This window comes from Parashewanella spongiae, from assembly GCF_004358345.1.
Taxonomy (GTDB): domain Bacteria; phylum Pseudomonadota; class Gammaproteobacteria; order Enterobacterales; family Shewanellaceae; genus Parashewanella; species Parashewanella spongiae.
The window spans coordinates 3,687,819-3,702,515 of the sequence record NZ_CP037952.1; the positions used below are offsets into that span (position 1 = coordinate 3,687,819).

Here is a 14,697-nt window from a genome sequence, read left to right on the forward strand (position 1 = left end):
ATGGCTGTACAAATCCAAAAGAAAATCTATTCAGCATTTAACGAATCAGGGTTTAAGCCTACCGTTCGTAATTTGATAGATAAGACCAAAAGAATATACCAAAAAGATGATTTCCCATGGGTAATTGGGTATAGCGGAGGAAAGGATTCAACAGCCATCTTACAAATCATTTGGTCAGCGGTAGCAGAACTAAAGTCTGAGGGTAAAGCACATAAAACTGTTCATGTTATCAGCACCGATACTTTAGTTGAAAACCCAATCGTTGCCTTATGGGTGGAACGCTCTTTAAACACAATGAGAGCAAGTGCAGAAAAACAAGGCTTACCAATCATCCCCCATCGCCTAACTCCAAAGGTTACAGATAGATTTTGGGTAAACCTGATAGGACGAGGTTACCCAGCGCCAAGATATAAATTTAGATGGTGTACAGACAGACTTAAAATTAGCCCTTCAAATACTTTTATTAAAAATATTGTTGAATCCAATCACGAAGCAATTTTAGTTCTTGGTACTCGAAAACATGAGAGTACAGTACGTGCAGCTAATATGGAAAGTATCGAGCAACGTGCAGATAATACACGTAAAGATGACGGCTTAAATGTTAATACACAGCTAGACCGAGTTTGGGTTTATACCCCAATTGAAGATTGGACGAACGATGATGTATGGGTTTACCTAACACAAGAAAAGAATCCGTGGGGCTATAAAAACACCGATTTATTAGGTATGTACCAAGGTGCAACAGATGGTGGCGAATGCCCTCTTGTCGTTGATAAGTCAACCCAAAGCTGTGGAGACAGTCGTTTTGGTTGTTATGTTTGCACAATGGTTGGCGAAGACAAATCAATGGCTGCAATGATAGCAAACGACGAAGAAAAAGAATGGATGTTGCCACTGCTTGAGCTTCGGAATGAAATTGATATCAACGATTCAAATCCAGTCAAAAAGTCTAATAAAATAGCTAGAGACAAGAGCAACCGTGACTTCAGACGAATGAATGGTCGCTTAACAACACATATTAGTATGAAAGACTTCAGTGATGCCAAAGAGCTTGTAGATTCTGAAGATCCATACGAACTGTTAGCTCAATATGAAGATCATACAGATCATAAATATGAAAACCTTCCTGCAGATATTGTTCGAGGTCCGTATCGACAACACTTCAGAGAACACATGCTCACAAAAGTGCTTGAGGCACAACAGCATGTCATTGAAACCGCACCTGAAGATGTAAAGAGCATCGAGTTACTGACCCTCGAAGATCTAGAAGAGATACGACGAGTTTGGGTTGATGACAAAAAAGAGATAGAAGACTCAGTACCTCTTATTTATGAAAAGGTCATGCGTAAGCCTTATCCAGGTAATAAGCGTGTATTTAACCCCGCACTAAGTTCTGATGTATTGTCAAAATTAAAGGCTCACTGTAAAAAACAACAAGATCCAGATGGCTTAAAGTATGAACAATTACGTGGGTTATTAGCTATCGAAGACAAGTACAAACATCAATTGAGAAGAGCAAAAATCTCAGATGATCTTGAAAGTGAAATAGATAAAGGCGCTTTTGATAGTATTGATGAAGCAAGGCGCTTTGCACTTGGTCGAGTGAGAAATGACTACGCCATCAAACTTAAAAGGCTTGAAGACGTCGGTGAAACAGAAGAGTATTTAAAGAATATTTCTGCAAATCTTATCGTATTAAATGCAAAGCGAGACCTATATAAAGTAAAGAAATATAAAGCCTTATATGACAATGTTATCGACATTAATACGCTTAGTAAGGATGAATATCCCCATGCGCATAAAGTGACAAAAGCACTTAAAAAACTTTATACATACTTCATCAGGCAAATCGATATTTCACAGAACCTACTGACTAAAAAAGACAAAGAGCAAAAAAGTGAGCATGCGAGAGCCTTAAAACTTAGCAGCTCAAAAAGTATTACTGTTAACGAGATTATGTCATGATTTTTGAACAACTCACTTTAATCAACTTTGGTATCTACCAAGGTCAACACATAATTGATCTAGATAAAGTCAATTCGAGTAAACCGATAGTTTTATTCGGTGGCTTAAACGGTGGCGGTAAAACGACATTTTTAGATTCTCTACAGCTAGCCCTTTATGGTAAACATGCTAAATGTTCAAACCGTGGTCGCATGTCTTATAGTGATTTTTTAAAGCAAGCGATTAACCGCTATAGTGAGGGTGAAAAAGCTTCAGTCTCATTAAAATTCAAGCACAAAACAGGCATTGAAACCAACCATTATCAAATTACTCGTCAATGGCAAACTAAAGGCTCTCAAGAGATTACTGACAATGTCACAGTGCTAGTCAATGGCGAACAAGATGACTTACTTACAGAAAACTGGAATGACTTTGTATCAGAGTTTATACCTCAAAGTTTATCAGAGTTATTTTTCTTTGATGGTGAAAAAATAGAAGATCTTGCCGATCCTTCACGCTCCGCACAGTTAATCAAAACTGGTGTTGAAGCCTTGCTGGGTTTAGAGTTATTTAGCCAATTAACTAAAGACTTAAAAACTCAGCGACAGCGTAGACAAGAGCGAAACTTAACTTCTGAAGCAAGCCAAAGAGCTAATGAGTTACAAGAAAGGAAAACTCAGTTAGAGTCAAATCTAACTGAGCTTGAAGAGGACACAAAAAAAACCATTCAAGAGAAAGAAGATCTTGAAGAACTATTAAAAAATAAAGAAATTGATTTGCGTGCTTCAGGCGCACACTTAATTGATTCTTTAGCTGATGTACAAGCAGCTCAAGGGAGAGTTCAATCAAAAATCGAAGCTACCGATGCAAACTTAATAAAAGCAGCCGCAAGTGCTTTGCCACTCATACTAGCTAAAGGTTTATTAAACGCTACAAAAGTACAATCTGAAAAAGAAGTTAAGTCTAAAGAGTTGCAAACCGCACAGAAGTTCATCAAACAGCAACATACAGATTTAATTGAACAGCTAAAAGACTCACTTGATGCCGACGCCATTACAAAAATTGAAGTTGCATTATCAAGTATTGAAAATAAAGCTACAGATCAAGTTAAAGATACAACACATTACTTAAACTCTAGTCCTGCAATTTTTGACTTTGCGTTATCATCGCTTGATAGTGAAGCACAAGAGTGCGCCTTGCTACTAAAAGATAAACAAAAGCTTAAAGAGCAGCTTGCACTTGCAGATAAAAAATTTGATGCAATCCCTGATGCCGACTCAGTTAAAGAGCACGTTACTGAAAAGCACAAATTGGAGCTCAGAATAGATCAAAAAAGAACACATCTTGAATCTAACATTGAAGAAATTAATCACTGTAAAAAAATGATGAATGATGTAGATGCACGACTAGACGCTACTCTGTTACAGCAAAACATTGAAACATTCGAGCAGGAGCGCAATCAAAGTGTTGCTGAACATTTGTCTGAAATGCAGCAGATTATTGAAAGCTTCAAAGATGATTTAATTAACGAAAATATTCATAAACTTGAAACCAAAATCAAAAGTAAATTTGGCCAACTTGAAAGAAAGAGTAACTTAATATCAAAAGTAGAGATTAACCCGAAAAGCTTCCACCTTACTCTCATTGGTTCCGATGATAAGTTAATCGAGCCTAAGCGTTTATCAGCTGGTGAGAGGCAACTATTATCAGTAGCTATTCTGTGGGCACTAGCTGACGAGTCTGGCAAAGAAATCCCTACCATCATTGATACACCAATGGGTCGCCTTGATGGTGAGCATAGAACGAAGCTTGTAGAAAACTACTTCCCTCAAGCTGCAAATCAAGTGATTTTACTCTCAACTGACGAAGAGATTTCTGGCCAATATTATCAAAACATAAAACCTTATGTGGCCAGCGAATACCATATTCAATACCAAGAAAACCTTAAAACATCCACCATCACGAACGGCTACTTCGGAGAGCGCAAATGAGTATCGAAACCGTTAAGCTTTCTGAAAAAGCAAAAAATCAATTAGTTACCATAAAGCGACACACTAAAATAGAAAATTGGAACGTTTTATGCCGTTGGGCACTTATGCTTTCACTCCAAGAGAAAAGTGTTCCGCCACACGAAGAAGTCCATACAAACAGTAATATAGAAATGACGTGGAAGGTCTTTGGCGGTGAGTTCGCTGATATATACATGGCTATGCTTAAACAGCGTATATATCAAGATGAAGGTCAATTAGATAAAGACAAACTTTCTTATTTCTTTAAGCTCCACCTTCATCGTGGCATTTCATATCTTTTTTATAAAACTAAGAATATTGACGAAATGATAAAGCTGGCTCTATAGAGCCAGCTCTTTTTTCAAACTCGCTAATAAATCTTTAGCTATTATATCTATTTCAGGCCAATGATAAAAATGTCGCGGCGCAGTCTTCGTTGTTTCTGAAATTATTTTTTTATCACTTCCAAAAGGCTTCTCTAATATCATCAGTTCATGAAGCTTATGTTCTAATGCCTGAGTGGGAATCCTAAAACCACAATAATCTGATTGAATTCCTTTTAACTCATTAGCACAAGGAAATGAACAAAACGAAAGCGACTTCATATAGCTATAACAACTAGTTCCGCCTAGAAACTTGTCAAGATTTTTAGAAAAACTACCTGATTTACCAATATGTGAATGCCATCTAGAGAAAGGTAATTTTTGTGTTTCGCCTATATAAATTACATCTTTAGATAGAATTATATAAATATGGGGGCAATGTAAGCTCCCCCCTAAAATTGTCCATTTATTCATATTAAATATTAATCAAAAAGATCTTGATTATGTGCAGTCCAGTTTTGTAAATTCCAAGAAGTCACAGTTTCAAATCGTGATAATGTTTTTTCAATATCATCAAAATCAACTCCTTTCAGATTTTCTTTAGTTTTAATCTCACCTACAGCAACGCAATAAATGAAACACTCGATTGCTTGTCTTTTAGGATCAGCAGCTTTTAAATTTTGTAGAACTAATTGATAAAATTGATGACTCTTATTTATTGAGACAATGGTTCCATAGTCTGGATCAAGCGATGATTGCCATAAATTAGGTGTTTTCAGAGTATCTTGATACCTGATTTTATGGTGAGAGCTCTCTGAAGCACTGTCATCTATAATTTGCTCTGTATCTTGTGAAGATATTATACTTTCTCTTCTTTTAGTTTTTTGTTCTGGATCTGTTGGTTCAATTTGAGTTACAGGATCTTCCTCTACAATATCCAAAACTGATTCACTTGATTGCTCTCCTTCCCTGTCTCCATCATGATCCAACATTAAAGCACATTGCTTGAACGCTTTTTCTGCATCAGATTTAGGAATTCGACATATTAATGACAACTCATCTAAAAATTCATCTGGAAAAACGAGATTTTGTTTTGAAACATCGACATTCAATACTTCATCGTGCTCACTAGTAATGTCAATACGAGCCCTGAAAGTTCGTAAATCTCTTGTAATTATACTTAAGTTATCACCCCAGCATATTAAACGATCATTTCTGAAAATAAAAAAACCAGATGTAGCAGAAGAAACTCCATAAGATTTTATCTTCTCTCTTTCGTCTGACGTAAAGCCAGCAAAAGTACTCATTTTCGCTTGAGGAAAGATAGTTGCATTAATCGTAATAGGAGAGATATTTTCGTCGGCATAACTTAACTTCAATTTTTTATCTGTTATAACTTTACATGGTGTTTTACAATCGTAGTTATACTCATCATATGAAGCTAAGCTTTCTTCTCTACGTAAAATATCCTGAGGAACTACTCTTAACGGTTTTCCGTTCAAAATAATCTCAATTTCTAAATTATTCTCTTTTCTAGTTAAAAATTCATAGTAAATAACACCAAGACGAGAAACTAATTTATTTTTCAAGCTATTAGCCGTATCATGTATAACGATACTAGAAATAGAAACAACAGTTCCCATATCCATATTCGACAGATAGACTCGATGTGAGTCACTTACTTCATCGACTAATACACCATATGCTTTATTCTCTTCAATTGTAGGAACATCTAAACAAAGTAAGTTTGTGAAGCCATGTTCTTGTCTTTTACTAAAAACACTAATATTTTGACCCAAAGATAGTCCAGCACTCTTTAAGCCAAAGCCATATTTAGATAAACTATTTTTATCATAGGAAACCTCTGAACCAATATCTAAAGCCGTTCTTATTGTTCCATTGCTCATCCCTTTACCGTTATCGATAATAACAAGCTTTTCAATATTATTTTTTTCAGTTAACGTACATCCGTCTTTAATATCAATTACAATTGTGACTTTTGTCGCATCTGCAGAAACTGAATTATCAATAATATCTTCAATAGCAGCGTATGGTTTATACCCAATATTAGCTAAACCAAAAATCAATCTAGAGGCATTTACATTTCTTGCTTCGAATTTTGTCTCGAATATTGCTTCGTTCATTTCTATGTTCTCAATTATTTTTAAAAATGGTACTCTTCTAACAACTCCCAAAATGCTTTATCACGCATTTTGACAGTCTGTTTTGCGCCATCAATATATAAGCTGTAATGCTTTTCGAGCTTACTGATGGTTTCCATTAACCGTTCTTGTTCTGCCTTTTCATTAATACTGAAAATGGCTTTGATGTCTTGCGGTTTAATTTTGGCAACTCGATGCACAATCCAAGTAAGCACATAGCTTGAATAATCATTTTCACCTGTTTGGAAGTGAGTAATATCTTGGGTTGACAAGATCACCCCTACCCCGTATTCACGGCCTTCTTTAAGAATTTTGCGTAAACTAGGGAAGTTTTGTGACATGAAGTTATCGGCCTCATCAACCAAAATCATTTTGGTTACTTGCCTAAAATCACCTTGAACTTCTGGCTTGCCTTTCTTTTGCATTTGCGAATAGAAAAGGTCTAGCGTGAGTGCGACCACTAAACTTTGAATTTGCGGTGGGTATTCAGCCAATTTGATAACGGTAATACCATCAATTAACTCGTATAGGCTTTTGCATTGAGTATGTTGATCTTCAAAAACTTCCAGCTCAGCTAGGCTTTCAAGTGCGGCGAATAGTGAATCTTCGTCTGGCTCAGAATCTAAAAATAGTGTCCAAACATCTTCTATGGTTGGTGCGGGTTTAGTCCATGTTGTTGGATCGGATTTTTTAATACCTGCCAATTCATACACTTCACCGACCAGCCTGCGTAATTTAAGCTGCTGCTTTTGCCCTAGCCCAAATGCTTTACCCATGGTTTCAGAGAAGCCTCGTGCCGTATGCACTGGCAGCATTGGCGTATCACCAAACAGGCTTAATGGGTTATAAGGCAATTTATGCAAATGATACTGTTTGCCATTGGTTGCATTTAAGAATTTGTCATCAACATAGTCAGACTTGTAATCAAAAATCAACATTCCAATTGGTGCTGAATTTACATTATCCGCATGATTTTGATAAAGCTGAGTAATAACTGATTTAGTAAATTGAGTTTTACCCGTACCCATAGTGCCAATAATACCGGTATTAGTATTCATGAACTTGGCAGTATTAGTAGGCTCCCAATTCAATGGGGCTTTAGTTACAGCGTTATGGCCAAATAACACATTCAAGTGATGACCTGATGGTGAAAAATATGGCGCTACAGGCGCAGGCTCTGCTACTTTAGTTGATTGTTCTGGTGCTATTGGTATTACGTTGCTTGGGCTGCTGTTAGCCTCATTTGTATTCTCAAGCTGTTCATCATTGATGACATCATCATTCCATGTTGTTTTTTCCGCTTCTAATAACTCGGTTTGTGCGCCTTTTGATAATTTATATTCTTCAGGCACCACACAAATTTTGGCTATCTCAACATCATTCAACACACTTTGAAGTGGTGTTTCTACCAACATTTTTAATAGTGAAATAGGTAGCTCAACTCTGAGTACGCCGTCAATGAGTTTGTAGTCAGGGTCATGACATGAAGCGCTATCAAGATGACTTATCACCAAACCTTCTGGATAATCTGTTAATCTTGCGAGTGAATAATTACCCTGAAGCCACAGCTCTTTTTCATCAAGCAATGATTCAAAATATTCGCAATCAAATACTTTATAAAGCTTATATTTATCAATCTGCATCAACACTTGTCGAATAAACAGACCACGGTAGAGCTTGCTGGTAAGGTTATCTTTTCCGAGTATATTTTCGCTTAGATAACGTAAAAGCTCTTTGGCTTGCTCAACCGCTTTTACATAATTTGGTGTTGCCCCTGTTTTCACTTCAACAGGTAGTAAGTACATTTGTTGATTTTTAAAACCAACAAAGAGTACATCGTCAGAAATTGCACCTTTTTTGTAACCTTGCACGTTACGTGAAAATTCACTGTCTGACATTTTTAAACCAATGTTGCCTGAAACCCGAATCATCTCGGCTACTGACAACGGCACCCAAGTGATATCAGAGTCATTAACTAAACTGGTTACAAACTTATAGGCACCTATTACACCTTTTCGCTCTTTATTTATGGTTTCGTGGGCTGTCATCATTTTAAGCAGCCAATCACCATTAAACGCATTGAATTCGTTGATGTTGCCACCATCGCCTTGCTGCAGAACTTTTTCAAATAAGTCCCGCTGTGCGGTTACAGTAATGGCATCGTAACTTGATGAGCTTGTGTACTGATCTGAATAATGAATTAGCACCACATCTTGGTTCGAGTGAAAGAAATCTAAAGTTACTTTAGGATCAATAATTGTTGTCCAGATTGAACTTTCGTATGAGCGATGCAGAAGCTGTTTAAAGTCTTCACTCACTGCTAATGCCAGAGCATTTGAGCCATTATATTTTGTATTAGGCTTAGATGCAGGCTGTAGCAAGAGGCCGTAATACTTAGCCATTTTGAGGTGTGCAATATCATCATATTCCACATTATGAAGACCAAAACCAGTGAAGTAGGCACCATGATCATGTGTTGATGCCTCACCCGTTAAAAGCCCATCACAAGCTACGCCTGAATCCATATGATCAATGGCGATATCAGCACAATCAACTTTATTGTTATTTCTGAAAAAAGTTAAATGAGCATAGGCTTGACCATCTGTACCAGAGTCTCTGTTGGTAAATTTACTGTAGGTAAGCCGAGTTCGAAGTAAATCGATAATCGTATCGGCATATTCTCGCACTTTGCCTTTATCCAGCTCTAGCCATTGTTTGATTTCAGAATAGCTTGAGGTTTCAGCAAACTTATCGAAAGCATTAAATACAAAGCTTTCATCGTATAAATTGACGTGAATTGATGCTGAGCTGTCTAAGTTGGTTTTCACATAGTCAACTAAACCTAAAAACAGTTCTTCTGATAACTCTTGATTAACGGCATTAATGATAATTGATTTTTTCGATTCATTTGCAAACAGCTTTGCGAACGCAGACTGAAATTCATCAATCTTTTCTTTCACCAATTTACGAACAAAACTTAAGCAGCTTTTTTCCTGCGGTACGCTTTTAAGCCAAAACGCATTTTCAGGAATCTGCTGGGTATAGGCAAAACCATGCTCTGAATGATAAGTGTAAGGTATCAAACCTTTGGGTGTTAACCGCTGAATTGTTATATCGGCTAACTGGTTAAAACTATCGGTATCATCTTGTTTGATGGATTGGCGTAACTGTAGAAAATAGGACAAGATCAACGGGTGAAATGGCGAGTAAAACTCTTCTCCGTCTCGTTTGACTAAACCAATTTTTAAGGCTTGTTTTTGTTTTGGCTTAAGCACATTTCCGGTTTCAATACTCGCTAAATAGCTGAGGTAGCATTCAACTATGTCTTCAACTAAGTCGGTATATTCTTCACCCCAAGAAACTAATGATGGTGTTGTGCGTTTAACGGCAAGGTACTTAAATAGCGATTGATAGCTTTGATGGATATCATCATCAATTGTCTTTAACTGCTCTAATTCAAACGGCTCACCATCGATTAAAGCAACACTTTGTGTGTTGATAAACTCTTCTTCTAATCTAAGTAATTTAAGCCTTAAGCCGGGAACAATAAACTCACTGTTATCTATGCCTACTTTGCCCTTCTTCGAATAAAATTCGCCAAAATATTCATCACTAAACAGTTTGAAGTAGCGACCTTTATTCAGTAGTAATGGTAAGCTTAATGAGTCGGTAGCGATTGCGCCTTCAATGTTTATCGCAAGCTTGTTATCGCCAGACTTAATAAAGAATTCAATTTCATCGGATTCGTTGGCCAGATTTTCAAAATCCGCAACTGAGAATGAACTGTTATCAATGACTTGCTTAGTGTCTGTTAAGTGGAATGTATGACCGTTATTTTCACTCAGCTCCAATTTATTATCTTCAGTATTTAGTGTGATACGCTGCTTTGAATGTTCAATAATGAACATATTCTTTAACGGCTCAAGATAAAACTCCCCTTTGCGCACAACCAAACATCTGAATTTGTGATTTTCAGATGTTACATCTCGCTTAAGCGTTAAATTAAAGAATAAAGGCTCATTCTGATAAGCGCCTTTTAGCGTAGCCGAGGCACTTTTTAAAGAATTACGAGTGATTACGTCAGCCGCTTTTATGGGGGATTGTTTAGGTTGAATACTAAATTGTGATTTATCGAGATTTCCAGCACCTTGAAAGTTAAGTTTTATTTCGAATTCATTTACGTCTTCATCCAACTCGATGATAATTTGTCTGTCTCGTTGTCCTGCTTTCGATTCTGCTCTGTTTCTGGCCGTGATTGTCGTGCCTTCTGTAATTTGTTCTTCAACAAGTACCAGTTGTTGTTTGAGATTTCGTTTTTTCTCTTGTTCATAAACTTCAAAATCAAGGTCTTTCCAAGCATCATCGGTGAAATGCTTGTCTACAAACTTCTCACTGAATGCTTTTAGCTGCTCAGGTAATCGGCCAGCAAAATGTTCAACATTAAAGGAGATTTGGTCGTGTAACTCTCTGTTTGCTTCTAATCGTTTTTTAATTTGCTTTTTATTTCCACTCATCTCGATAATAAGTGGATCGTTAAACATACCTAATTCATTAAAACGGAGATCGCCATCTTGAACGGCTTTGTATAACGACTCAAAACCAAACATGGTAGCACCGTCCTCAAGGATGGTTTCGAATTGATCGGCCAGTAAACATTCGGATACATCTTTAGCTTTATCTGTATGATCAATCAAACCTTTTAGCGCATCATGAATTCGCTTAGGGCTCCAAACTTGATCTTGAATACCTAAATCAGTAGCAGAATTGATAAGCGTATCTAACAAGCTGTTGTGAATGATGAGTAAGGCGCTTCCACTCAAGTAGTCAGATGGAGAGGAAACGACATCTCTTAGATGTGAAATAAAGTTTTCAGTAAAGCCTTCTGACTCAGCTTCTTCATCTTTATGCAAAATCGGGATGATTTTACATTGCACACCGCTTGGGCTACTTACCTCTATGTAGGGAAGCGCAACGCCTTTTGGGGTTAATAAGGTGTCATTAGATTTCTCAACCAGCGCTGCATATAAGCGACGGCTGTTTTCAGCGTCGGGCGATTTAAACTGATAGCGTGAGTTTGGTTTGATATTGTTTGCGGCATCCGCTAAAAACAACTCAACTAAAAATTGCTCAAATTGTTTTACGGACATACACGGCGTCTCCACTGTCACTCATTCTTTCTATGTTGCCAATACGCTCATAGAATTTAATTAATTCTTGTTCTGTTTGTTTATCTACAAAAATCCCACGTTGCTGAAAACCTAAAAGCAATTCATGGAACCTAAGCTTATCTTCATGTGCGATCACTAAATTAGTAAGCAAAATCGTGTAATCTTGATTAAGCACTAACACCTTGCCAGAGCGTCCACGACTTTGGATAAAGCCATAAGCTAGATACTTTTCAATTTCACCTACATATTTTTTATTAATACTTGGTCGATCCGTTTTATCATCTCTAAATTGTGCTTCAGTAAGTTTTACAATATTGCCAAGCCAACCTATTGCCTGCTCACTGTCCTCAAGCTTTGTATCTAAATTTCTTTGCGAACGAAATGCGAGAGCAAAATTACGTAATTTATTCAAACAGTCATATTCAGATAGTTTGATCTTCTCAGCCATTTTCCAAAGTGGAACTTTAGCTTGCCCTTCTTTCTGAAGTTGCTCCAACATAGTTAGGATTGGAAATACTTTAAAAGAGGATTCGCTAAAGAGTTTGTACCCATGCAATTTAACGTGTGTTCGCTCGTTACTGGCTTTTTCATGATCCATGATGAAGTAAAGCGGTTTTGATTTTGGCTCTTCACAAGTTATCCAGTCTGATATGGCTAGACTTAACTGGGCTGCATAAGTGAAACCATAGAAAGACAAAAAGTGTTTAAATTCACTCAACAAATATTTTGGCTTGGACGATAAGAAACGTAAGTCGGCTTTAAAGGCATTGGTTAAATGCGGCAGATACGACTCTTCTTTTATTTTTACTTGTTTATCTTTGAGATGCGCCCTTAATACGCATAAAAACTCTTGCTCGATAAAGTTAAGCTTTTCATCAAATTGACTCACTCTTTCAGCTTGCATTAAATTGATGAATAAGGATGAAATTCGTTGATCGCTGGTATTGAACTCGTTTTTTTGGGCTCGGAACAAAAGTAGTTCAGGACTAATAGAGAATACATCTTTCTCATCGAAATACATTTGCTGCAGAACTTGCCAGAACTCTGACTCGCTTAATTTTTCTTCTAATGACTTTTTGCAGTCATGATTAAAGTCTTCATAACTGTATTTGGATTTCATTTCTTTACGAAGAAGGCTACTTAGCACTAACCCAATAACAGCATCCCATTCGAAATCATTACCCTTAGTTCGTAGCGGAAAATAGCTATTTAAGGCATTTTTATTTGGTACATCTTCTTTCGTTTGTGCAAGGTTTTCATTGAACGGCACAGAATATTGATCATTTATCATACGAGTCCACTTACCTCAAAATAGCTGTCGCCTTCATCTGTAACCTTGTAACGTCTGTCGTCTTTGATGATAGTTAACACATTTTTTCTATTAGCTTGATTGAGAAGCTGATCGATAGCTTCATCAAGAAGTAGCACTGCATTTTTGTCGTGCTTATTTGGTCTATAGCCTTGAGTTATTTTGATTAATAACTCCATCAATTTAATTGAGATAGGCATGGGAATGAGAGGCTGGTCATCTACTTGTATATGAGCTACAAAATAACCAATTCTGGCTGGGTTAGCGCTGTTTGCAGCAATTTCTACGAAGTTAGGTTTAACTTCTAATTCTGCTGCTATCTTAAAACCGTTATATTGTGCAACAAAAAAGGTATCTTTATCTAAAGTTGGCGCGTGTCTATTGCAATACTTATGGATAGAAGCGATAAGCACTTCTTTATAAAATAGATTTAGCTCTTTCTTTTGAGAGCCTGAACCATCAAAGTCCTTGTGTAAAACCCAATTATTAGCAAATCGAGCAACTAAGGTATTTTCAAAATCGCGTCTGAGGTCATTTAGGTATGCATTATCGAACTCAGCTTCATTTTTTACGATATAAGCTAACCGCAGGTATGATTGCGGATTATTGATTTCAAAAACCCCATACTCTCTTGCTTGTTTTTCCAGTAAGAGGAATTCTTCATCTTCAATACCTAAACTGAACTGTAAAATGAATTCATCAACCTTTCTGGTATGGATGTTACTTGGATCAAAACTACGAATATGGCTCAACAGATCATTATCACCACCTAGAAATAGGTTATCAAACAAGTAACTTTTACCCGTTATGATCTGATGAATGAAGTCTAACAATGTTCTAGCCGTTAGAAACTGATCTTTGATTAGACGTGCTTTAAGTAATAAATCAACGACTGTTTTACGGACTGACTCTAATCCTAACAATCCAAAATTAGCAGTTAGTCGGCTATGCCCTGTCTTCTGAATTTGATTTTGGTATAGCGCATAAAAGGGGTTTTCAAGAGATGTATTAGTTAGTTTATGAATCAAGCTATCGGCAAACTCTGAAGTACACTCTTCTTGTGACAACTTAAATTTTGGATAATGCTCGAAATCTAAGTATCTGTGATTTTCGGGGATATTTTGGCTGTTACTATCCAAAAATGCTTTTAAAGATGATTTTATATCGTCATGCGAAGTTGAACCTTCTTCAGCATAATTGCCTAACATGCCGATATTAACGCCTAAAACTAAAGGGCGTTGAGTTTGCTTAGTTTTTAAAAATCTATCATCTAATGCTTCTATGGCTGTTTGATCGGGGCTAAAACTGTGCGTTGCATCAAGATGGAAATCAATACGTGATTTAAACTGCTGGCTGTAACGTGTCAGGATTTCTGATTTACCATCGCCACTACTTCCACAGAGGAACAAAATATCACCTGAGTTCATTGAAGTAAGTGACTGAGCAAAATCTGCTTCAATCTCTGTTTCGATATAAATGTATTTTTTATATACAGCTAGTTTATCTTGTGAATTATCTAGCTCCGTGCTGACAGCATATGGAGAAGATTTTGAAAGGATCCCTAAAGCTTGTTCTAAATTCAATTTTCAATCCCGGAAAAAAGCTAACTCAATCATTTTTACATACTTTTATATAGAACTAAATACGATATTCTTTTTAGGATAATAAAAGTGGTGTAAAAATAGACAGTTAGCTCATAGATGCAATTTCAAGATTCTAATTGTAGAACTCAACCGATAGTTTGAGCTTCATCACATGAATCGAATTTAATGTTTAATGGGA

General features: G+C 36.7%; 8 protein-coding genes. 3 read left to right on the top strand and 5 right to left on the bottom strand.

Annotated elements, in window-relative coordinates:
* Genes dndC through dndE form a run of 3 tightly spaced genes read left to right on the top strand, consistent with a single transcriptional unit; the run spans position 1 to position 4,300 of the window.
* Entirely contained in the window at positions 1-1,965 is a 1,965-nt protein-coding gene (gene dndC, locus E2I05_RS14590; RefSeq protein ID WP_121851614.1) for a DNA phosphorothioation system sulfurtransferase DndC, read from the top strand.
* Positions 1,962-3,935 (top strand): DNA sulfur modification protein DndD, encoded by a 1,974-nt coding sequence (gene dndD, locus E2I05_RS14595; protein ID WP_121851613.1) that lies wholly within the window; start codon positions 1,962-1,964, stop codon positions 3,933-3,935. The genes dndC and dndD overlap by 4 nt, the downstream gene beginning before the upstream one ends.
* Positions 3,932-4,300, top strand: coding sequence for a DNA sulfur modification protein DndE (dndE, locus tag E2I05_RS14600; protein WP_121851612.1), 369 nt, complete (start codon positions 3,932-3,934; stop codon positions 4,298-4,300). Before dndD ends, dndE begins: the two co-directional genes overlap by 4 nt.
* Here the strand turns inward: dndE and E2I05_RS14605 are convergent.
* Genes E2I05_RS14605 through dptF form a run of 5 tightly spaced genes read right to left on the bottom strand, consistent with a single transcriptional unit; the run spans position 4,295 to position 14,498 of the window.
* Positions 4,295-4,750, bottom strand: coding sequence for a hypothetical protein (locus E2I05_RS14605; RefSeq protein WP_133309715.1), 456 nt, complete (start codon positions 4,748-4,750; stop codon positions 4,295-4,297). The genes dndE and E2I05_RS14605 overlap by 6 nt on opposite strands.
* Positions 4,751-4,758: 8 nt before the next feature.
* Positions 4,759-6,420, bottom strand: a complete 1,662-nt coding sequence (locus tag E2I05_RS14610; RefSeq protein ID WP_121851610.1) for an ATP-binding protein — start codon at positions 6,418-6,420, stop codon at positions 4,759-4,761.
* A gap of 20 nt (positions 6,421-6,440) precedes the next feature.
* Positions 6,441-11,585: a DNA phosphorothioation-dependent restriction protein DptH gene (dptH, locus tag E2I05_RS14615; RefSeq protein WP_121851609.1), complete on the bottom strand. Its 5,145-nt coding sequence runs from the start codon at positions 11,583-11,585 to the stop codon at positions 6,441-6,443.
* Positions 11,566-12,897 carry a DNA phosphorothioation-dependent restriction protein DptG gene (gene dptG, locus E2I05_RS14620; RefSeq protein WP_121851608.1) on the bottom strand — a complete coding sequence of 444 codons (1,332 nt, stop codon included), beginning with the start codon at positions 12,895-12,897 and terminating at the stop codon, positions 11,566-11,568. The genes dptH and dptG overlap by 20 nt, the downstream gene beginning before the upstream one ends.
* Entirely contained in the window at positions 12,894-14,498 is a 1,605-nt protein-coding gene (dptF, locus tag E2I05_RS14625) for a DNA phosphorothioation-dependent restriction protein DptF (RefSeq protein ID WP_121851607.1), read from the bottom strand. The genes dptG and dptF overlap by 4 nt, the downstream gene beginning before the upstream one ends.
* Between the last annotated feature and the right edge of the window lie 199 nt (positions 14,499-14,697).